This is a genomic window from Cupriavidus yeoncheonensis, from assembly GCF_905397275.1.
Lineage (GTDB): Bacteria > Pseudomonadota > Gammaproteobacteria > Burkholderiales > Burkholderiaceae > Cupriavidus > Cupriavidus yeoncheonensis.
In genome coordinates this window covers 110,425-131,871 of record NZ_CAJPUY010000002.1, presented here as the reverse complement: position 1 = coordinate 131,871, position 21,447 = coordinate 110,425, and the positions used below count along the sequence as shown (strand labels likewise).

Annotated in this window: 17 protein-coding genes; 8 read left to right on the top strand and 9 right to left on the bottom strand. The window is 68.3% G+C overall.

Annotated features, from left to right (window positions below):
- The first annotated feature begins 10 nt into the window (after positions 1-10).
- Both KHO22_RS02840 and KHO22_RS02835 read left to right on the top strand, forming a co-directional pair.
- Positions 11-787 (top strand): adenosylcobinamide-GDP ribazoletransferase, encoded by a 777-nt coding sequence (locus KHO22_RS02840; protein ID WP_211945589.1) that lies wholly within the window; start codon positions 11-13, stop codon positions 785-787.
- Positions 772-1,362 carry a histidine phosphatase family protein gene (locus tag KHO22_RS02835; RefSeq protein ID WP_211945588.1) on the top strand — a complete coding sequence of 197 codons (591 nt, stop codon included), beginning with the start codon at positions 772-774 and terminating at the stop codon, positions 1,360-1,362. The genes KHO22_RS02840 and KHO22_RS02835 overlap by 16 nt, the downstream gene beginning before the upstream one ends.
- On the opposite strand, the gene KHO22_RS02830 is transcribed toward KHO22_RS02835, so the two are convergent.
- From KHO22_RS02830 to cobU, 4 genes are read right to left on the bottom strand one after another with little or no spacing between them, the layout of a single operon-like run.
- The gene (locus tag KHO22_RS02830) at positions 1,363-2,277 is read right to left on the bottom strand and encodes a cobalamin-binding protein (RefSeq protein ID WP_211945587.1); all 915 of its coding nucleotides are present in this window, start codon (positions 2,275-2,277) and stop codon (positions 1,363-1,365) included.
- A gap of 43 nt (positions 2,278-2,320) precedes the next feature.
- Entirely contained in the window at positions 2,321-3,343 is a 1,023-nt protein-coding gene (gene cobD / locus KHO22_RS02825) for a threonine-phosphate decarboxylase CobD (RefSeq protein ID WP_211945586.1), read from the bottom strand.
- Positions 3,340-4,320 carry an adenosylcobinamide-phosphate synthase CbiB gene (gene cbiB, locus KHO22_RS02820; RefSeq protein WP_211945585.1) on the bottom strand — a complete coding sequence of 327 codons (981 nt, stop codon included), beginning with the start codon at positions 4,318-4,320 and terminating at the stop codon, positions 3,340-3,342. The genes cobD and cbiB overlap by 4 nt, the downstream gene beginning before the upstream one ends.
- Positions 4,317-4,976 (bottom strand): bifunctional adenosylcobinamide kinase/adenosylcobinamide-phosphate guanylyltransferase, encoded by a 660-nt coding sequence (gene cobU, locus KHO22_RS02815; protein ID WP_230426729.1) that lies wholly within the window; start codon positions 4,974-4,976, stop codon positions 4,317-4,319. The genes cbiB and cobU overlap by 4 nt, the downstream gene beginning before the upstream one ends.
- A 135-nt stretch (positions 4,977-5,111) precedes the next feature.
- On the opposite strand from cobU, the gene KHO22_RS02810 reads away from it, so the two are divergent.
- Both KHO22_RS02810 and KHO22_RS02805 read left to right on the top strand, forming a co-directional pair.
- Positions 5,112-6,572, top strand: a complete 1,461-nt coding sequence (locus KHO22_RS02810; protein ID WP_211945886.1) for a cobyric acid synthase — start codon at positions 5,112-5,114, stop codon at positions 6,570-6,572.
- Positions 6,573-6,780: 208 nt separating this feature from the next.
- Entirely contained in the window at positions 6,781-8,001 is a 1,221-nt protein-coding gene (locus tag KHO22_RS02805; protein ID WP_211945584.1) for a PepSY-associated TM helix domain-containing protein, read from the top strand.
- Between the two features lie 63 nt (positions 8,002-8,064).
- Here the strand turns inward: KHO22_RS02805 and panC are convergent, their stop codons facing one another.
- The 3 genes from panC to KHO22_RS02790 all read right to left on the bottom strand — a co-directional run bounded on the left by panC (position 8,065) and on the right by KHO22_RS02790 (position 10,172).
- A complete protein-coding gene (gene panC / locus KHO22_RS02800) occupies positions 8,065-8,913 on the bottom strand; it encodes a pantoate--beta-alanine ligase (RefSeq protein ID WP_211945583.1) in 849 nt (282 codons plus the stop codon).
- A 148-nt stretch (positions 8,914-9,061) separates the two neighbouring features.
- Positions 9,062-9,946 (bottom strand): segregation and condensation protein A, encoded by an 885-nt coding sequence (locus tag KHO22_RS02795; RefSeq protein WP_211945582.1) that lies wholly within the window; start codon positions 9,944-9,946, stop codon positions 9,062-9,064.
- Positions 9,947-9,980: 34 nt separating this feature from the next.
- The gene (locus tag KHO22_RS02790; RefSeq protein ID WP_211945581.1) at positions 9,981-10,172 is read right to left on the bottom strand and encodes a DUF3460 family protein; all 192 of its coding nucleotides are present in this window, start codon (positions 10,170-10,172) and stop codon (positions 9,981-9,983) included.
- Positions 10,173-10,434: 262 nt separating this feature from the next.
- Between KHO22_RS02790 and KHO22_RS02785 the strand changes: the two genes are divergently transcribed.
- From KHO22_RS02785 to bamE, 3 genes are read left to right on the top strand one after another with little or no spacing between them, the layout of a single operon-like run.
- The gene (locus KHO22_RS02785) at positions 10,435-12,243 is read left to right on the top strand and encodes an autotransporter assembly complex protein TamA (RefSeq protein ID WP_211945885.1); all 1,809 of its coding nucleotides are present in this window, start codon (positions 10,435-10,437) and stop codon (positions 12,241-12,243) included.
- The gene (locus KHO22_RS02780; protein WP_211945580.1) at positions 12,243-16,361 is read left to right on the top strand and encodes a translocation/assembly module TamB domain-containing protein; all 4,119 of its coding nucleotides are present in this window, start codon (positions 12,243-12,245) and stop codon (positions 16,359-16,361) included. Before KHO22_RS02785 ends, KHO22_RS02780 begins: the two co-directional genes overlap by 1 nt.
- Before the next feature lie 43 nt (positions 16,362-16,404).
- Entirely contained in the window at positions 16,405-16,953 is a 549-nt protein-coding gene (bamE, locus tag KHO22_RS02775) for an outer membrane protein assembly factor BamE domain-containing protein (RefSeq protein WP_211945579.1), read from the top strand.
- A 71-nt stretch (positions 16,954-17,024) separates the two neighbouring features.
- Here bamE and metG read toward each other — a convergent pair whose 3' ends face one another.
- Together metG and KHO22_RS02765 are read right to left on the bottom strand one after the other, a co-directional pair.
- Positions 17,025-19,079, bottom strand: a complete 2,055-nt coding sequence (metG, locus tag KHO22_RS02770; RefSeq protein ID WP_211945578.1) for a methionine--tRNA ligase — start codon at positions 19,077-19,079, stop codon at positions 17,025-17,027.
- A gap of 307 nt (positions 19,080-19,386) precedes the next feature.
- A complete protein-coding gene (locus KHO22_RS02765; RefSeq protein ID WP_211945577.1) occupies positions 19,387-20,025 on the bottom strand; it encodes a YiaD family glycine zipper/OmpA-like lipoprotein in 639 nt (212 codons plus the stop codon).
- Between the two features lie 330 nt (positions 20,026-20,355).
- Here KHO22_RS02765 and apbC point away from each other — a divergent pair, with 330 nt between their 5' ends.
- Positions 20,356-21,444 (top strand): iron-sulfur cluster carrier protein ApbC, encoded by a 1,089-nt coding sequence (apbC, locus tag KHO22_RS02760; RefSeq protein WP_211945576.1) that lies wholly within the window; start codon positions 20,356-20,358, stop codon positions 21,442-21,444.
- Positions 21,445-21,447: the final 3 nt, after the last annotated feature.

Below are 21,447 nucleotides of genomic sequence, written 5' to 3'. Positions count from 1 at the left end.
TCGCGCCCGCATGGCCGACGAACTGCGCTTCTTCCTGACCGCGCTCGGCTACTTCACCCGGGTGCCGCTGCCGTCGCCGCTGGCGCGCTGGGTCGGCTACGAGCCGCGCTACCTGAACGCGGCCGCGCGCTACTTTCCGTTCGTCGGCCTGCTGGTCGGTGCCGTGGCCGCATTGGCCACGTGGGGCGCGCTGCAATGGTGGCCGCCCGGCGTGGCGGTGCTGCTGGGCATGGCGGCAAGCTTGCTGCTGACCGGCGCCTTCCATGAAGACGGCCTGGCCGATTGCGTGGATGCCTTCGGCGGTGCGTGGCGGCGCGAGGACGTACTGCGCATCATGCACGATTCGCGCATCGGCGCGTTTGGCGCGATCGCGCTGGTCGTGGCGCTGCTGCTCAAGTGGCAACTGCTGGTGGCCATCGGCGCGCGCGGCGGGCCGGCCGAGTTGCTGCTGGTGCTGGTCGCCGCGCATGGCGCCAGCCGCGCCATGGCCGTGAGCTACCTGGCCACGCTGGACTATGTGCGCGACGAGGGCAAGGCGAAACCCGTGGCGCAGCGGCCCGGCGCAGCGGGGCTGGCCTTTGCGCTGCTGTGCGGCGCCGCGCCGCTGGTGCTGGTGTCGCCGGCCTTTGCGGGCGTGGCGCTGGCCGCGCTGGCGATCCTGCGCTTCCTGCTGGGCCGCTACTTCGTGCGCCGTATCGGCGGCTACACGGGCGACTGTCTCGGCCTGGCCCAGCAACTGGCCGAACTGCTGATCTACCTGGTGGCCGCGGCATGGACGTGGTCCTGATCCGCCACGCGCGGCCAGATATCGACCCCGGCATCTGCTATGGCCGCCTGGACCTGTGCCTGGCCACGCCGGTCGTGCCGGCACCGGCTGCCATCGTTGCGGCGCTGCCGACACCGCAGCGCGTGCTGACGAGTCCCCTGCGGCGCGCCGCGGACACGGCCCGGCTGCTGCTGCAGGCCTTGCCTGCGCACACGCTGGAGCCCGAATCCGAGCCGCGGCTTGCAGAGATCGACTTCGGCGTGTGGGAAGGACGCGCATGGGACGATATCCCGCGCGGTGAACTCGACGCGCTCGCGCAGGACCTGCTCGATGCCTGCCCGCATCGCGGCGAAACCGCGGCACAGGCCATGGCGCGCGTGTGCGGCTGGGCGGCTTCGCTGGCGCAACCGGGCGCATCCGATGACTGCCTGTGGGTGGTCGGCCACGCGGGACCGATGCGCATGCTGGCCGCGCACTGGCTCGGCCTGCCCCTGGGCACGACGCTGGGCTGGGAGCTGGGCTTCGGTGCGAGCTGCCTGTTCCGCCTCGGCCGCGGCACGCCGCAACTCGCCTGGTGGAACCGCAGCGCTGGCTGATCAGCGCGCGGGCCGGCGGCTGCGCGCCGTGTCGAGGTCCTTGCAGATCTGCTCGGCGCCCTGGACCACGCGCGGGCCGGCGCGGTTGACCAGGTCGCCGTTGATCGTGAACAGGTTGCCGCGTGCGACCGCGGTGACCTGCTTCCATTTCTCCCACATCGCAAAATCCGCCAGCGGCCGGTCCGATGGCGTGGCGCCCGTGCCCGCGGTCAGCATGACTTCCGGATTGCCGGCCACCACGGCCTCGACGGATACGGTGGGAACCAGCGGAGACTCGGCGGCAAACAGGTTGCGGCCGCCGCACAGCGCCAGCAGGTCGCTCACGAGGTGCTGGCCGTTCAGCGTCATCAGCGGCTGCTGCCACACCTGGTAGAACACCGTGACGGCCGGCTTGCCCGCATAGGTCTTGCGCAGCGTTGCCACGCGCTGGCGGAAGTCCTCCGCCGCACGGCGGGCCACGGCTTCGGTGCCCAGCAGGGTGCCGAGCTTCTCCAGGTTCTCGGGGATGGCATCGAGCCGGCGCGGCTCGCTGTAGAACAGCGGCAGGCCAAGTGCGCGCAGGCGGTCGGTCTGCTTCTGCGCATTGCCGTGGCGCCACACCACGATGAGGTCCGGCTTGAGCGCGGCAATGCGTTCGAGGTCCAGCGCCTTGTTGTCGCCGACGCGCGGGATATCGCGCGCCTGCGGCGGATAGTCGCTGTAATGCACGGTGCCGACGATGCGCTCGCCGCCGCCCGCGGCGTAGATCAGCTCGGTCACGTGCGGTGCCAGCGACACCACGCGTCGCGCGGGCTGGGCGAGCGTGACGGTCTGGCCGGCATCGTCGACGACGGAAATGGCGGCCATGGCCGGCGCGGCAGCGCAGATCCATGCGGCGACAACGAGGTGGCGTACAGCGGCAATACGATCAGGCATCGGCTTGATGAGTGGGTTCGCGGTGGTGGCGCGGTGGTGGCGTTCAGCGGCGCATCACGGCAGCCAGCGCGGCTTCCAGATGCCGCCATGTGAGCGGTGTATCGGGCGGCAGGCCGAGGCGCAGGCCCGGCGGGCAGTCGCCGGCGGCATCGAAGCGGCGGGTCCAGACGCCATGCCTGGCCAGCGCATCGTGCAGGCGGGCCGCGTCTTCATGGGGCACCCAGCAGAACAGCGGTTGCATCACAGGCTGCAGGCCGCAGCGGCGCAGCAGCGCCGACAGGCGCTCGCCACATGCGGCCAGCCTGTCACGGTTGGCGGCCTGCCATGCGGTATCGGCCAGCGCCGCCCGGGCGATCACGCGTGCCGGGCCCGACACGGTCCAGTGGCCCAGGCGCTCATCCAGCGCATCGAGCCAGGCGCGCTCGCCGAGCACGAAGCCGCAGCGGACGCCGGCGAGCCCGAAGAACTTGCCGAGCGAGCGCAGCACCACCAGCCCCGGCGCGCCGCTGCGAGCCGCGATGGAGTGCCCGGGCGTGCAGTCGATGAAGGCTTCGTCGACGATCAGGGTGCCGCCGCGCCGGGCCAGGGTCGCGTGCCAGTTCAGCAGCGCTTCTGGCGGGAGCAGCCGGCCGGTCGGATTGTTCGGGTTGACCACGACAAGGTGGTCCAGGCCATCGGCCAGCGAAGGCTGTGCGAAGTCCGATTCGCCGAGCAGCACGACGTCATGACCCGCAGCGGCGAACGCAGGGGCGTACTCGCTGTATCCGAGCGCGGCAACGCCGACGCGGCCGCGCCCAAGCAGTTGCGGCAGCGTGCGGATCGCGGCCTGCGAGCCGGCGACCGGCAACGCCTGTTGCGCGCCGAATGCGCGGGCCGCGATTTGCGCGAGACCGTCGTCGTCCTCGGGCAGGCGCCGCCACGCGTCGCCGTGGATCGGCGGAACCGGATAGCCGGTCGGATTGATGCCGGTGGACAGGTCCAGCCATTCGGCGGCAGGGCGTCCGTAGCGGCGCACGGCCGCCTGCAGGTCGCCGCCGTGGCGGATGGGGGACAGAGCGGGTTTCATGTGAGTGGCAGGGCGGGAAACGCGTACAGTGCCGCGGCGCTCGCGAGGGCCAGCGCAAGCCACAGCCACAACGTGCGCCGCACCAGCCGCAGGCAGGCCACCACATGGGCCGCATCCGGCCGGGCGCCGGCGCCTAGCGGCGGACGCGCCTCGAGTTCGCCGTGGTAGCGGGCCGGACCGCCCAGCGCCACGCCAACCGCGCCAGCGCCGGCGGCCATCACCGGACCCGCGTTCGGGCTGGACCAGGCCGGTGCCTGTGTCCGCCAGCAGCGCAGGGCCTGCGCGGTGGCGCCGAGCAGCGCGTAGGACAGCGCCGTCAGCCGCGCGGGCGCGAGGTTGAGGACATCGTCCAGCCGTGCGGCGGCCCAGCCGAAATACCGCAGGCGCGGCGTGCGGTAGCCCCACATGGCATCGAGCGTATTGGCCAGCCGGAACGCGATCACCGCAGGCGCGCCGCCGACAAGGAACCAGAACAGCGCGCCGAAGATGGCGTCATTGCCGTTCTCCAGCGCCGATTCGCACGCGGCGCGCGCGAGCGCTTCGCTGTCGGCATCGGCCGTATCGCGTGAAACGATGCGAGCCGTCAGTGCGCGCGCTGCGTCAAGGTCGGCACGTGCCAGCGCTGCGGCGATCGGGGCGATATGCTGCTGCAGGCTGCGCGCGCCCAGCGCGGCGTAGAGCGCGACGACGTGCACCATCCAGCCGAGCCACGGATGCCGGCCCGTTGCGACATCGGCCAGCAGCGAGACCAGCGCGGCCGGCACCAGCACCATCACCGACCATGCGGCAAGGCCGGCGATTCGCTGGCGCCAGGCGGGAGTCGTCTGCGGAGAACGGTTGAAGCGGCGTTCCAGCGCATTGGCCAGGTGGCCGAATCCGACCAGCGGATGCCAGCGCTTCGGCTCGCCCAGCCATTGGTCCAGCAGCACGCCTGCCAGCGCCGCGGCCGCGCATGCCGGCCAGGACAACATGATCATGCCGGGTCGGGGCCTTTGACGGGAATGGGAATGCCGGCGACGAGCAGACGCACGCAATCCGCGGCCGCGGCCAGCTTCTGGTTCAGGCGGCCGAGTTCGTCGACGTAGAAGCGGGTGATGGCGCCCATCGGCACCACGCCGAAGCCGATCTCGTTCGAGACCAGGATCACGTGGCCGGGGAGCGTGGGCAGGGCGTTGAGCAGCGCTTCGATTTCTTCGGCGAAGATGTCCGGCGGCGTGATCACACCGTGCTCGGGATACGCGCGGTCCTTCGGGAACAGCAGGTTGTTGAGCCACAGCGTGACGCAGTCCACCAGGATGCAGCCATCGTGGCGCGCATGCGCGTAGAGCGCATCGGCCAGGCGCACCGGTTCTTCGACCAGGTGCCAGTCGGCCGGCCGGCGGGCGCGGTGCAGCGCGATGCGCAACTCCAGCTCTTCGTCGGTCTGGTCGGGGTCCTGGCGCGCCGTGGCAATGTAGGTGACCGGCCCGCCCTTGATGGTGGCGTGGTCGGTCGCCAGCTGCTCGGCGTAATGGCTCTTGCCCGAGCGTGCGCCGCCGAGCACCAGCGTGAGCTGGCGCGGGCCATGGCCGTTCGCGGCCCGGCGGGGCTCCACGGCCGTGGCGGACGCGGTATCGATGGCCGGTGTTTCCATCCGGGTATTGTAGCGGTCGCATCCGGTCGTCGCACGGACAGGTGAGATGGACGGGTGAGATAATCGGCCGCTATGCAATGTGATGCTTCTGAAACGACTGACGACGGCGACACGGGTGCCCTGCGCGGCACGCTGATGGTCCAGGGCACGACTTCCGACGCCGGGAAGAGCACGATCGTCGCGGGCCTGTGCCGCGTGCTGGCCCGCGCCGGCACGCGCGTGGTGCCATTCAAGCCGCAGAACATGGCGCTGAACAGCGCCGTGACGGCCGACGGCGGCGAGATCGGCCGCGCCCAGGCGCTGCAGGCGCTAGCCGCCGGGCTGGCGCCGCATACCGACATGAATCCGGTGCTGCTCAAGCCCAGCAGCGACACCGGCGCGCAGATCATCATCCACGGCCAGGCCCGGCTCGATCTGGATGCGCGCGCCTATCACGCCTACAAGCCCGAGGCCATGAAGGCCGTGCTGGCTTCGCACGCGCGCCTGACGCAGGCCTATGACGTGGTCGTGGTGGAGGGCGCCGGCAGCCCTGCCGAAATCAACCTGCGTGACCGCGACATCGCCAACATGGGGTTTGCCGAGCGCGTCGATTGCCCCGTCGTGCTGGTGGCCGACATCGACCGCGGCGGTGTCTTCGCGCACCTCGTGGGCACGCTGGACTGCCTGTCGGACAGCGAGCGCGCGCGCGTCACCGGCTTCATCATCAACCGCTTCCGCGGCGATATCGGCCTGCTGGAGCCCGGGCTGGACTGGCTGGAGGCGCGCACCGGCAAGTCGGTATTCGGCGTGCTTCCCTACCTGCATGGCCTGCATCTGGATGCGGAAGACGCCATCATCTGCACGCAGTCGGCCAAGCAAGGCGCGCCCGACACGCTGCTGCGCGTGATCGTGCCGGTGCTGCCGCGGATCTCGAACCATACCGATTTCGATGCGCTGCGAGCCCATCCGCAGGTGGACCTCCGCTTCATCGGGCCGGGCATGCCGGTGCCGCCCGCGGACCTCGTGATCCTGCCCGGCAGCAAGAGCGTGCGCGCCGACCTGGACTTCCTGCGGGCCAACGGCTGGGAGCCCGCCCTGCGCCGTCACCTGCGCTATGGCGGCAAGGTGATCGGCATCTGCGGCGGCATGCAGATGCTGGGCCGGCAGATCCATGATCCCGCCGGGCATGAAGGGCTGGCGGGCAGCAGCGCGGGCTTCGGCTGGCTCGACTATGAGACCACGCTCGCGCCGCACAAGCAGCTTCGCCATGTCAGCGGCCGGCTGTCAGGCGCGCAGGCCGCGGTCAGCGGCTACGAGATTCACATGGGCGTGAGTCGCGGCGCCGGGCTCGATCGCCCGGCACTGTGGCTGGATGAGGGCGATGGCAAGGCACGCCCCGACGGTGCCTGTTCCGAAGACGGCCAGGTGCTGGCGACCTACGTGCACGGCCTGTTCGACGAGCCGGCGGCCTGCCAGGCGCTGCTGCGCTGGGCCGGGCTGGACGGCGCGCAGGGGATCGACCTGGCGGCCCTGCGCGAGGCCTCGATCGAGCGGCTGGCCGACAGCGTCGCGAGCCACCTCGATCTGCACGCCATGTTCGCGCCACTGCGCCGCTGAGGCGCCTTCGGCTGTAGCCGTGCGAGCCGTGCGGGCACGGGGACATCAGCGGCAGGGCGGCGGGTCGTCATTCCGCCGCACCGGCGCAACCGCGTGCCTGCGGCCTGATAGAATTGCGAATCTTTCCCATTTGCATCGCTTGGCCCGTGGCGTGCAGCATGCTTCATGCGTCATTCCCGCCGGCTTTCGCATTTCCTTCTGTCGCCCCATGGTCACTGGCCGCCTTCGCGTCGTCATCGTCAAGCTGCATCTGTATATCGGCCTGGTTTTCGGCCTGCTGTTCGTCCTCATGGGGCTCACCGGCACCACCATTGCGTGGCGCGACGAGCTTGATGCGTGGCTGAACCCTGACCTGCTCGTGGCATCCGCGCCGGTGCCGATGCCGGTGTTGCCCGATACGGTCCAGGCCGTCACCGAGCGCCTGTCCGGTCCCGGCTATGGCAAGCCCAACCTGCTGATGCTGCCGGTCGAGGAACATGGCGTCTTTGTCGCCTGGTACCCGATCAAGGGGCCCGACGGCGCGGTGCCGGGGCGTTCGCGCCAGGTGATGATCGACCCGGTCACGCTTGAGGTGAAGGGCGAACGCGTGTGGGGCGAGCCCGGCCTGACGCGCCAGCAACTGCTGCCCACGCTGTTCCACCTGCATCGCTACCTGCTCAGCGGCGAGACCGGCAAGACCATCACCGGCGTGGGCGGCATGATGCTGCTGATCACCGTGCTGCTCGGCATCGCGGCCTGGTGGCCCAAGCTGCGGCCGCGTTCGATGCTGCAGGCGTTCCGTATCACGCACGGTGGATCCTGGTCGCGCTTCACCTATACGCTGCATCGTGCGGGCGGCATCTTTGCCGCACCGGTGCTGGCGATCATCGCCTTCTCGGGCTGGTATCTGAACCTGCCGAAATGGGTCACGCCGATCGTGTCCAGCGTGATGACGGTGACGCCGCCGGCCAGGCACGTGTCGGCGCCGGCCGAGCCGGGCACGCGGCCGCTGGGCGCGGCGCAGATGATGGCAGCCGCCCAGGCGGAATACCCGCATGCCGCCGTGACCCGCATCAGCTTCCCGCGCAAGGCGGGCGACGCCTACGAGGTGCGCCTGCGCCAGCCGGGCGAGGTGCGCCAGGACAGCGGCGCCACGCGCCTGTGGCTCGATGCCTATACCGGCCGGCGGCTCGGCGTGCGCGACCCTGCCGATGCGCCCGCCGGCGACACCTTCCTGAACTGGCTGTTCCCGCTCCATACCGGCGAGGCCTTCGGCGTACCGGGCCGCGTCTTCATCACCGTATTCGGCCTGGCGCCGCTGACGTTCGCCATCACGGGCGTGCTGATCTGGTGGAAGCGCCGGCGTGGCCACCGGCGCCACGTGGCCAAGGGCAGCCAGCGGGCCAGCCAGCGGGCCGGCCTGCGTGGCACCGGCAAGGCCGGCGCCTGAAATGCAAAGAGCAAGCCCGCGGGCTTGCTCTTTTTGTCTGGTCTGGCGGCGCGGCCGCCGGGCTCAGATCTCCAGGTTGTCAATGAGTCGCGTGGCGCCCAGCTTGGCCGCCGTCAGCACCACCAGCGGCTCGCCGGCGGCGAATTCCTCGGGCGTCGGCGCCTGCAGGTTGCTGCGCTTGCGGATGGATACGTAGTCCGGCTTCCAGCCGCGCTGCGCCAGGGTGTCACAGGCGCTGGCCTCGACGGTGGTCAGCGCAGTGGCAGCACGGTCGCTGCCCAGCACGGTGTCGCGCACGTCATGCAGCGTGCGGTAGAGCATGGGGGCCTCGGCGCGCTCGGCTTCGGTCAGGTAGCGGTTGCGCGACGACAGCGCCAGGCCGTCGTCGGCGCGCACGGTCTCCGCCGGCACGATCTCGATCGGCAGCGCGAACTGCTGGACCATGCGGCGCACGATCATCAACTGCTGGTAGTCCTTCTTGCCGAACACCGCCACGCGCGGCTGCGCGCACGTGAACAGCTTCATCACCACGGTGCAGACGCCCTTGAAGAAGCCGGGGCGGAACTCGCCTTCCAGGATGTCGCCGAGGTCGTGCGGAGGATCGATGCGGTACTCCTGCGGCTCCGGATACATGTCGCGCTCGGTGGGGGCGAACAGCACGTACACGCCTTCCTTCTGCAGCTTTTCGATGTCGTCCTGCAGGGTGCGCGGGTACTTGTCGAAGTCCTCGTTCGGGCCGAACTGCAGGCGGTTGACGAAGATGGAGGCCACCACCGGGTCGCCATGCTGGCGCGCCAGGCGCATCAGCGACAGGTGGCCTTCGTGCAGGTTGCCCATGGTGGGGACGAACGCGGCCCGGTTTTGCCCGCGCAACTGGTCACGCAGCTCGTGGATGGAGGAAATGACTTTCATGAACGTGGTGTGCTGTCGTGGTATGGGTGACCCTGGCGCCTTCTGGCGGGCGCGCCGACATGCCCGGCGGACCTTGTACGGACTCTTCGCGGGTTGTCGGCGGATTGTAGAACATGTAGCCGCGCGGCGGGCGCGGCGCGACGGGGGGTCAGGCGGGGGTGTACGCCAATCGCACATAAATTGGCGCGAACGGCTCGGGCTGCGTGATCTCCACCAGGGACTCGCGCGCGAGTTCCAGCATGGCGATGAAGTTCACCACCACCACCGGTACGCCCTTGCCGGAGCGGATCGCGTCTTCGAACAGTTCGGTGAACTCCATGAAGCGCGCATGCTGCAGCCTGCGCAGGATCTGGCTCATGTGCTCGCGCACCGACAGTTCTTCACGCGAGATCTTGTGGTGCTGGTTGAGCTTGGCGCGCTTGAGCACGTCGGCCCAGGCCGCCTGCAGGTCGATCGTTTCCACGTCCGGGAAACGTGGCGCGAGGCTCTGCTCGATATAGACCTGCGAGCGCAGGAAGTCGCGGCCCAGCTGCGGCACCGTGTCCAGGCGCTGCGCGGCCAGCTTCATCTGCTCGTATTCGAGCAGGCGGCGCACCAGCTCGGCGCGCGGATCCTCGGCATCCTCGTCGCTGTCGGCCTTCTTGACCGGCAGCAGCATGCGCGACTTGATTTCGATGAGCATGGCCGCCATCAGCAGGTATTCGGCCGCCAGCTCAAGGTTGGTCTTGCGAATCTGCTCGATGTACGAGAGGTACTGCCGGGTGACCTGCGACATCGGGATGTCCAGGACGTTGAAGTTCTGCCTGCGGATCAGGTACAGCAGCAGGTCCAGCGGGCCCTCGAAGGCTTCCAGGAAGATCTCGAGCGCGTCGGGCGGGATGTAGAGGTCCTGCGGCAGTTTGAACAGCGGCTCGCCGTACAGGCGCGCGAACGCCATCCCGTCGACCACGTCGGCCGGGCTGCCCGACTGCGCCGGCAGCGCGGCAGGCAGTTCCACGGCAAGCTGCAGCTTGTCCTGATCGCTCTGGTTCATGGAAGGCGCGCGGTGTCCGCCGGATCGGCCCGGATCAGTTGTCCAGCGAGTAGACGTAGGGCTTTTGCGTCACACGCGAGGCCTCGCCGCGGGCGCGCTCATCGAGGTCGATCGGTTCCTTGTCCCACAGCAGGGCACGGCCTTCGCGCTGCTCGGTTTCGAGGGCGGGACGTTCCTGCTTGAGCGACTTCAGGAACTGGGTGACTTCCGATTCGTACATGGCCATGGTGGGATTCTGCTAATGCGCCGCGAAGGCGGCTGAAAGGTACGGTGCGCCAGGATTTTACAGTATCCGGCCCCTGCAACGGTCCGTTCCCCGTGCGCGGCCTGCCGGAGCGTTGCGTTGTGGCGGTCCATGGTTACGGCCATGGGCGGGGGTGTGGTCAAATACCGACTTCGCGTACTGCGCACACGCGCCCACCAGCGCCCACAGGCGCCAATTCCGCCCGTCGGAGCAACACCAGCGAATGAGGACCGAATCGGCCCGCATGGCGGCCACCACTGACTGGAAGACCGGGCCGGACGCGCGGCGGCGGATACCCGCGCGCCTGCGCCGGCTGCTCCTGTCCGCGCTGGCGGCAGTGTGGCTGCTGCCGGCGCACGCCGCCTACAAAGTGGAGGTTGAGGCGCCCAAGCCCTTGCGCGAGATCCTGGAAAACCACCTTGACCTGTCCCGCTACAAGGACCGCACCGACCTGTCGCCGGACCAGTTCGACTATATGGTGGAGACCGTGGGCGACCAGGTGCGGCAGTTCGCCTCCACCGAAGGGTATTTCGATCCCGTCACCACCACGCGCCTGGAGGGCGAGGGCGACAAGCGCGTCGTGCATGTGATGGTCGACCCCGGCGCGCGCACGCTCATCCGCAACGTCGAAATCAAGGTGGAGGGACCGGCGGCGACACGTTCGCCGGAGCAGGTTGCCGAGATCCGGAAGAAATGGGGCCTGCCCGTCGGCGAGCCCTTCCGGCAGGCGGACTGGGACAAGGCCAAGGAAGATGCCCTGGTGACGCTGCAGAGCCGGAGCTACTATGGGGCGCGGCTGGCCCGGTCCCAGGCCCGGATCGAGCCCGATGAACTGCGTGCGGACTTGTCGGCAAGCTACGACAGCGGGCCGGCCTACCTGCTGGGGCCGTTGCACGTCAGCGGCACGCGCCGCTATCCCGAGCAGATCGTCCATAACGTGAATCCGCTCAACGAAGGCGAGCCCTATCGCGTGGAGCGGTTGCTGGAACTGCAGCGCGCCATCCAGAACCAGCCCTATTTCTCGAACGTGCAGGTCGAACTGGTGCCGCCGGCAGGGCAGGCGGCCAATCCGCCCGACGGCGTGATTACCGCGCCGGTGGAGGTGAAGGTGCGCGAGTATCCCGAACACCGGCTCAACAGCGGTGTCGGCTTCACGACCGATACCGGCGCGCAGGTGGAAGGCCGCTATTCCTATTACAACCTGTTCAACCGCGCCTGGGTGTTCGATTCCCAGGCCCGCATCGAGCAGAAGCGCTCCTACCTGTTCGCCGAAACCGCCATGCCGCCGGACCGCAGCACATACCGCAACAGCCTGTACGGCAGCTACGAACGCACCATCGACGTCGAGAACACCGACACCACGAGCTGGCGCGCGGGCCTGAAGCGCTCGCGCTCGCGCGAGAAGTACGACACCACGCTGTCGCTCGATTTCTACTACGACAACCTGCTGCCGCAGAACCAGCCCGCGCAGATCAGCAAGGCGCTGGTGCCGGCCTTCGCGTGGACGCGGCGCGATGTGGACAACCCGGTCTTCCCCCGCCGCGGCAATGTGATCGCCACCCAGCTCGGCGTGGCGGCCAAGGGGCTGCTCAGCGATGCCACGTTCTTCCGCATGTACGGGCGCATCCGCCAGTACGTGCCGGTGGGCAACCGCGACCTGTTCATCGCGCGGCTGGAACTGGGCGCCAACCTGACCAGCGCCGATTCCAGCAAGATCCCGGCCACGCTGCGCTTCCGCGCCGGCGGTACCGATTCCGTGCGCGGATACAGCTACCAGTCGATCGGCACGGCAAGCGGCTCCAGCGTGCTGCCGGCCAAGTACCTGGCCACCACCGGGCTGGAGTACCAGTACTGGTTCAAGCCCGACTGGGGCATGGCGGTGTTCTGGGACGCCGGCACGGCCGCCGACGCGCTCAATGACGTGAAGATCTTCAATGGCGTAGGTGTCGGCGCACGCTGGCGCAGCCCGGTGGGGCCGGTGCAGCTCGACATCGGCTACGGTATCCAGGAGAAGCAGTTCCGTCCGCATATCTCGCTGGGGGTGGCGTTCTGATGGGCCTGGTGGACATGCCTTCCGTGCCGGGTCGCGGCGACGACGCACCGCCGCCTGACGGCCCGCCGCCACGCCGCCGGCGTTTCGGGCGCGTGCTGGCGTGGATCGCCGCGGGCCTGCTGGCCCTGCTGGTGGCGCTGGCTGCCGCCGGCGTGCTGGCGCTGCGCTCCGAGGCCGGCACGCGGCACCTGTGGACGCTGGCCACGCGGCTGTCGGCGGGGATGCTGGCGGGCAGGTATGAGGGCGGCACGCTGTTCCAGGGCCTGCGGCTGCGCGACGTGGTGTTCGCGAGCGGCGCTACGCGCGTCACGGTCGACCGGATCGACAGCAGCTGGAACATGGCCTGGTCGCCGCGGCGCTGGCACGTGGCGTGGCTGCGCATCGGCAAGGTGGACGTGCAGCTCGGCCCGTCCGCACCGAGCACGACGCCGGCGACGATGCCGACTTCGCTCGAACTGCCGCTGGCCATCGATATCGACGTGCTGACGCTGGAGCGGCTGGCCCTGCGCACCAGCCCGGCGGCAACGGCACAGCCGATGGTCTTCTCGGGCCTGGCGGGCGCGCTGCATTCCGACGGATTGCGGCATCGCCTCAGTGTCGACCGGCTCGAGACACCGTATGGCAAGCTGGCCGCCACCGCGCAGATCGCGGCCCGGGCCCCGTTCGCGCTGAACCTGCAGGCCTTGCTCGAGGCAAGCTGGCAAAAGGAGGACTTCACGGTCAGCGCCACCGCGCAGGGTTCGCTGGAGGCATTGCGCGCCGAGCTGGAGGCCAACGGGGAGCGCATCCGCGCACGCGCCAGCGCCGACGTGACCCCGTACGGCAAGGTGCCATTCACGCACCTGCTGGTCGATGGCGAGCGCATCAACCCGCGGCTGTTCAGTCCGTCGGCGCCGCAGGCGAACCTGACGGTCCATGCCGATTTGCGTCCCGTCGATGCAGCCGGTGCGCCTGCGAAGCCGGCGGCGCCAGCCTCGGCGCCGGCTTCAGGCCCGGCGGCACCGGTCCCCGCGGAAGCGCTCACGGTCGCCGGCGACATCGTGGTGCGCAACCTCGAAGCGGGCCGCATCGACGCCGGCAGACTGCCGGTGCAGTCGGTGCAGGCCCACGTGCAGCTCAACGAGAAGACGCAGGCCTTGCGCGATCTGCGCATCGCGCTGACGGGCAAGGCCGAGATCACGGGCAGCGGCGCGCTGCAGGACGGCCGCGGCGCCTTCGACCTGGACGTGCATCGCCTCAATCCCGCCGCGCTGCATGGCTCGCTGAATGAAGCCAGTTTGTCCGGCCCGCTGGCCGTGCGCCTGGACCGCGGCCGCCAGAGCGTGGCGCTGGACCTCAGCGGCGGCGAACTCAAGCTCTTTGCCGATGCCAGCATGGACGACGAAACGCTGACGCTGTCGGCGTTGCGCGCGACGCTGGGCGCGGGCACGCTCACGGCCGACGGCAAGCTCGGCCTGAAGGACCAGCAGGCCTTCGAGTTCAAGGGCAAGCTGGCGGCGTTCGACCCGGCGCGCCTGGCCAAGGTCGCCAGCGGCCGCATCAACGCGGACTTCAGCACGACCGGCACGCTGGCCAACGAGATTCGCGCCGCGGTGGATTTCACCGTGCGCGAGAGCGAGTACGCCGGCCTGCCGATGACCGGCGCGGGCAAGATCCGCCTGGCTGGCGAGCGGCTGCTGCCCAGCGAAGCCGCGCTCAGCATGGCCGGCAACCAGGTCGACCTGCGCGGCAGCTTCGGCGCGCGCGGCGACCGCCTGCATGTCGCCGTGGACGCGCCGCAACTGGAGCGGCTGAAATTCGGCGTGGCGGGCAAGCTCAAGCTCGACGCGGACGTAAGCGGGACGATCAAACGGCCCGAGATCGTGGGCGACTACAGTGCGCAGGCGCTGACGTTCGGACCGCACAGCGTGGCGACGGCCAGCGGCCACGCCGAAGTGCGCGGCGGGCTCGACGGCACGCTGTCGGTCCAGCTCGCGGCGCGCGGCTACAAGGGGCCGCAGGCAAGCCTGAGCACGCTCGACGCCACGCTCAACGGTACGCAGGCCAGCCACGTTTTCGATGCCAAGGCTGCCGGCACGCTGCACCAGCGGCCGCTGCAGTTGGCGCTGTCCGGCCAGGGCGCGTGGAAGGGGCCGACCGACGGCTGGCAAGGCACCATCCGCACGCTGGAGGAACGCAGCACCGTCAACGTGAAGCTGGCGGCGCCGACACAGCTCATGGTGGCCGACCAGCGGCTGCGGCTCGGCGCGACGCGCCTGCTGTTCGACCGTGCCGTGCTGCAGATCGACAGCCTGGACTGGGACCACGGCCGCATCCGCACGCAGGGCAATCTGGATGGCGTGCAGGTCGGCCACGTGCTGGAACTCGTCGAAACCGTGACCGGCGAGAAGCCGCCGCTGCGTTCGGACCTGGTGCTCGACGGCCGCTGGAACCTGACGCTCGCGGAAACCGCCGCGGGGTTTGCCGAGATCCGACGCCGCAGCGGCGACGCGTCGGTCAACGCCGGGCGCGGCTTCACGTCGCTGGGGCTCGGCGAGACGTCGCTGCGCGCGGATATCGCGGGCAACCGCATCACGCTGCGCGGCGGCACCGTGGCCGAACGCATCGGCAAGGTGGCGGTGGATGTGTCTGCCGGACTGGTGCCGGACCAGGGCCTGCTCAGCGTGGGGCCGGCCTCGACGCTGGGCGGCACGGTACAGCTCGACGTGCCGCGGCTGAAGTCGCTGGAAGCGCTGAGCGGGCCGCAGTATGCCTTCGAAGGCAAGCTTGCGGCGGCGCTGCGGCTCTCCGGTACGGTCGGCGCGCCCGCGCTGACGGGTACGGTCGATGGCGATGGCATCGCGCTGACGATGTACGATCTGGGCATCCGCCTGACCGACGGTATCGTTCGCATCGTGCTGGACCAGAACACGGTCGAGCTGAAGCAGGTGGAGTTCCACGGCGGCGACGGCAAAGTCACGGCCACCGGCAACGTCAAGCTGGGCGAGGCCGATCCGAACCTGACAGCCAAGATTGTCGCCGACAAGCTGCAGCTGTTCGCCAGTCCCGAACGCACGCTGATCCTGTCGGGCAACGCGACCATCGGCAACGAGAACCGGCAGATGGTGATCCGCGGCAAGTTCCGCGTCGACCGAGGCCTGTTCGACCTGCCGAAGGCCGGCGCGCCGGAACTCGGCGACGACGTCGTGGTGGTGCGCCGCAAGGACCAGCGCGAACTGAAGACGGCGGCCACGCCGGCGCCGGAAGCCAAGCCCGCGAGCAAGTTCAGCCCGCTGATCGAGATCGCCGTGGATCTCGGCAACGACTTCCGCTTCCGCGGCGCCGGCGCCGATCTCAAAATGGCCGGGCAGATGACGGTGCGCAGCGAGCCGCTCGCGCCGATGAGGGCCACCGGCACCGTGCGCGTGACCGAGGGCACCTACGAGGCCTTTGGCCGCAAGCTGAACATCGAACGCGGTACCATCAACTTCAACGGCCCGATCGACAATCCGAACATGTACATCCGCGCGATGCGCCGCGGCCAGGAAGTCGAAGCCGGCGTGGAGGTGACCGGCACGGTGCGGCTGCCGCGCGTGCGGCTGGTGTCGGAGCCCAATGTGCCGGAGGAAGACAAGCTGTCATGGCTGATGTTCGGCTATGGCGCGGAAAGCGCGGCGGCGGGCCAGCAGAAGCAGCTCGGCGGCGCGGCACTGGGTGGCGCAGCGCTCGGTATGATCGGCGGCAAGGCGGGGAAGGGCGTCGTGCAGCACTTCGGCCTCGACGAGTTCTCGATCGGTCCGTCGACGGCCGGCCTGAACGACCAGCAGGTGGTGAGCGTGGGCAAGGCCGTGACCGAGCAGCTCTCGGTCGGTTACGAGCAGAGCCTGACGTCGGCTTCCAACGTGGTCAAGCTGACCTGGGCGTTTTCGCGGCGCTGGTCGCTGATCGCCAAGGGCGGATCCATCAACGGCCTGTCGGTCTTGTTCAACCGCCGCTTCGACAACTGGGGCGTCCTGTTCTCGGGGGCTTCGAATCGCAGCGGCACCAGAAGGAGCCAGGAAGATGGCAACCCGGAATCCGATAGCGAAAACGCGGCGCAGGCCGCATCGGCTGCTGCCGCAGAGCCGGTCAAGCGTTGACCGTCACCCCCCAACTCATGCGTCGCCGCGACGCCTTGCCGCCATGGGATTGTTCGCTTCCTTGCTTGCCCTGTTTGGCTGCGACCAGCAGAAGGTCGATGAAACCATGAAGAAGGCCGGCGACACCGCGCGCGCGACGTGGAACTCGGTCAAGCCGGACAGCCAGTTGTTCAAGGGCATCGAGCCGGGGCAGTCCACCGAGGCCGACGTGCTGCGCCAGGCCGGCAAGCCGGAGACCACCTGGGAAGAAGAGAACGGCGCGCGGCGGCTGGAATATCCGCGCGGCCCGGAGGGCGCCACCACGTGGATGGTGACGGTCGATGCCGATGGCAAGGTCGCGCGCATCGAGCAGGTCCTGACCGCGGAGAATTTCGCGCGCGTGCGGCCCGGGATGAATCAGGACCAGGTCAGGCGCATGCTTGGCAAACCGACCAAGATCGAGAAGTTCGCGCTGAAGAAGGAAGAGGTGTGGGGCTACCGGTGGTGGGAGTCGTCGCAGGAGAAGGCCTTCTTCAATGTGCACTTCAATCCCGACGGCATGGTCACGACGACCTCGCGAAGCGACGATCCTTCCCGCATGGGGGGAGGATGATCGTCCCGCTGCGATGAAGAAAAACGGCGGTCTGCCCGAGGGCGCCGCCGTTCTGCTTTCCGCGAGGCAGATCAGCCGATCCGCATCCCCGGCACCGCGCCACTGTGCGGTTCCAGGATATAAAGCCCCGGATTGGCCTTCTCATCGGCTGCCGAAGCTGCCAGAACCATGCCTTCCGATACCCCGAACTTCATCTTGCGCGGCGCCAGGTTGGCCACCACCACGGTCAGCTTGCCTACCAGCTGTTCCGGCGAATAGGCGGACTGGATACCCGAGAACACATTGCGCGTGCGGCCTTCGCCGAGGTCGAGCGTGAGCTGCAGCAGCTTGCTGGAGCCTTCGACCTTCTGGCATTCGACGATTTTCGCGACACGCAGGTCGATCTTGGCGAAGTCGTCGATCGTGATAGTGTCGGCGATCGGCTCGATCGATGCGGCCGCGGCCGGCGCCGTGGCCTGCAGCGATTCGCGGTTGGCGGCCAGCAGCGCGTCGACCTGCTTCGCATCGACACGGGTCATCAGGTGCTGGTACGGCTGCACCGGGCTTGCGGCCGACAGCTGCTTGTCGATCGCGCGCCAGTCCAGCGGCTCGACGCTGAGGAATCGCTCCACGCCAGCGGCCATCGTCGGCACCACCGGCTTCAGGTAGATCGTCAGCAGGCGGAAGGCTTCCAGGGACACCGAGCACGCGGCGTGCAGCGCGGCGCGCCTGGCTTCGTCCTTGGCCAGTTCCCACGGCTTTTCCGTGTCGACGAAGGCATTGACGGCGTCGGTCAGTTCCATCACCTGGCGCAGCGCCTTGCTGTACTCGCGCGCTTCATACAGGTGGGCGATCTGCGGCGCGGCCTGGCGCAGTTGCTCCAGCAGCGGATGGGCCAGCGCGGCCTCATCGACCTTGCCCTCGAAGCGCTTGACCAGGAAGCCCGCCGCGCGGCTGGCGATATTGACGTACTTGCCGATCAGGTCGCTGTTGACGCGGGCGATGAAGTCGTCCAGGTTCAAATCCAGGTCTTCCATGCTCGCATTGAGCTTGGCGGCGAAGTAGTAGCGCAGCCATTCCGGATTCATGCCGGTGTCGACGTAGCTCTGCGCGGTGATGAAGGTGCCGCGCGATTTGCTCATCTTGGCGCCATCCACTGTCAGGAAGCCGTGCGCGAACACATTGGTCGGCGTGCGGTAGCCCGAAAAGCGCAGCATGGCCGGCCAGAACAGCGTGTGGAAATACAGGATGTCCTTGCCGATGAAGTGATACTGCTCGGCCGTGGAGTGCGGACCGACCCAGGCGTCGAAGTCGATGCCCTTCTTCTCGGCCAGGTTCTTGAAGCTCGCGTAGTAGCCGATCGGCGCGTCCAGCCACACGTAGAAGTACTTGCCCGGCGCGCCCGGGATCTCGAAGCCGAAGTAGGGCGCGTCGCGCGAGATGTCCCAGTCGGACAGGGTCGAGGCTTCGCCTTCGCTGCCCAGCCATTCCTGCATCTTGTTGGCGGCTTCGGGCTGGGCCAGGTCGGCCACCCATTCGCGCAGGAAGGTTTCGCAGCGCGGGTCGGACAGCTTGAAGAAGAAGTGCGTGGACGACTTGCGCACCGGCGTGGCACCGGACACCACGGAATACGGGTTCTTCAGGTCGGTCGGCACGTAGGTGGTGCCGCAGACTTCACACGAATCGCCGTACTGGTCCTTGGCGCCGCACTTCGGGCACTCGCCCTTGATGAAGCGGTCCGGCAGGAACATGTTCTTGACCGGGTCGAAGAACTGCTCGACTTCGCGCTCGGCAATCAGGTCATCAGCCTTCAGGGCCAGGTAGATCTTCTCGCACAGCGCGCGATTTTCTTCCGCGTCGGTGCTGTAGTAGTTGTCGAACGACACCAGGAAGCTGTCGAAGTCGCGCTTGTGTTCGGTCCAGACGCGGTCGATCAGCTGCTTCGGCGTGATGCCTTCCTTCTCGGCCCGCAACATGACCGGCGTGCCGTGCGTGTCGTCGGCGCCGACGTAGTAGACCTCGTTGCCCATCATGCGCTGGAAGCGCACCCAGATGTCAGTCTGGATGTACTCCACCAGATGTCCGATATGGATCTGGCCGTTGGCATAAGGCAGGGCAGATGTGACGAGGATACGACGTGCGGTCATGGAAAAGAGCCGGTGGGATGACGAGAAGCAATCGGGACAGCAGCCGCGGCGGAGCCGGGCGCCGGCCGCGAAAGGGATATTCTAGCAAGCACCGCGTGGCAGGGCCGGTATTGCGCATGGTGAAACCCGCAAGAATGGCGGGTGCCTTTGCGGGCGCATGGATCGCTGCGACCAAAAAAAAGCGCCGGTCAGCGCCGGCGCAGCTTTCCACAACGGAAAAGGAGGAGAAATCAGGTACCGCCCGGGAGGTCAGCCACCCATCGCGAGCCAGCAACGGTGGCAAGCGGTACCTGTCTCTATGACCGGGTCATCCCTGAATTGGTTTCAAAAAAATTTCAACTCGGCGATTTTGTGCCCGGCCGGCCTCGGTGGCGTTCTCCGCCACGGGCTGGGTCTGGCCCCGGCCCTCGGCAGACAGGCGGGTGCGGGCGACCCCGCGATCACCCAGGTAGCTAGCCACGCTCTGGGCGCGGCGCTGCGAGAGCTGCATATTGTATTGCGCGTTGCCGGTACTGTCGGTATGGCCGACGACGCTTGCGCTCACGTCCTGGTGCTGCCCCAGGGTCTGGGCCACCTGGTCCAGCACCGTACGGAACGACGGCTTGATGGTGGCGCTGTCCGTGTCGAAGGTGACCTGGCTCGGGATGTTGACCTTGAGCGAGCCATCCGGCTGTTCGGTGATCTGGGTGCCGGTGCCGGCCGTGTCCTTGTTCAGCTTGCCGCGGATGGCGTTCCAGTTATAGCCGGTGGCGCCGCCGACGGCTCCGCCCACCGCCGCGCCGACCAGCGTGCCAGTGGTATTGCCGCCGATCAGGTTGCCCAGGCCCGCGCCCACGGCAGCGCCCACGCCGGTCCCGACGGCCGTGTGGGTCTGCTGTTCGGTGGCGCAGCCGGCGGCCAGAAGCGTGGCCGCGGCGAGCGAGATGGTGGCGAACTTGAATTTCATGCTTTCTCCTTCTGATGTTCCCGTAGAAGTATTTTTGCTTGCTGCAACGAGGATGTTAGCGTCGATAGTAACGCCGATAGTAGCGCCCGGCGCACGCGAGATGCCGCCAGCGCGGAGTCAGGCAGGCACGGCGGGGCCTTGTGCAACACTGGGGCACTACAATATGGATATGGCGGCGCGCGCACAAGTGCAAGCTTGTGAGATTTGTAAATGTGTGTAATCCCACAAAGCAGGAAAGGGCTTGCGCGCCGATTCGCGGACCTTGATGGCCGCTGCTGCATACTTTGATACATTAGCCCGTCCCCACCCTCTAAAAAAGCGGAGTTTGTCTTGAGCCTCAGCACTGAACAGGTCACGGAAGTCCTGCGCACGGTCATCGACCCCAACACGGGCAAGGACCTGGTGTCCACCCGCTCGGCCAGGAATATCCGCGTCGACGGCGGCGACGTGTCGCTGGAGGTGGAACTGGGCTATCCGGGCAAGAGCCAGTTCGAGCCGATTCGCAAGCTGGTGGTTGCTGCGGTGCGGCAACTGCCCGGCGTCAGCAATGTGAGCGTCAGCGTCAGCATGAAGATCGTCGCCCACGCGGTGCAGCGCGGCGTCAAGCTGCTGCCGGGTGTGAAGAACGTGATCGCCGTCGCCTCGGGCAAGGGCGGTGTCGGCAAATCCACCACGGCGGTCAACCTGGCGCTGGCCCTGGCGGCGGAAGGCGCGCGGGTCGGCATGCTCGACGCGGACATCTACGGCCCCAGCCTGCCGATGATGCTGGGGATCGACGGCCGCCCGGAGTCCTCCGACGGCCAGACCATGGAGCCGCTGGAAGGCCACGGCCTGCAGGCCAATTCGATCGGCTTCCTGATCGAACAGGACAACCCGATGGTATGGCGCGGCCCGATGGTCACGTCGGCGCTGGAACAACTGCTGCGCCAGACCAACTGGCATGACCTGGATTACCTGATCGTCGACATGCCCCCCGGCACCGGCGACATCCAGCTCACGCTGTCGCAGAAAGTGCCGGTGACCGGCGCGGTCATCGTGACCACGCCGCAGGACATCGCGCTGCTGGATGCCAAGAAGGGCCTGAAGATGTTCGAGAAGGTGGGCATCCCGATCCTGGGCATCGTCGAGAACATGGCGGTGTACTGCTGCCCGAACTGCGGCCACGTCGAACATATCTTCGGCCACGGCGGCGGCGAGAAGATGTGCGCCGACTACGGCGTCGATCTGCTGGGCAGCCTGCCGCTGAACCTGTCGATCCGCGAGCAGGCGGATTCGGGCCGCCCCACGGTGGTCGCCGATCCCGACAGCCCGGTGGCGGAGCTGTATCGCGGCATCGCGCGCAAGGTGGCCATCAAGGTGGCCGACAAGGCGCGCGACATGACCAGCAAGTTCCCCAGCATCGTCGTGCAGAACACCTGAGGC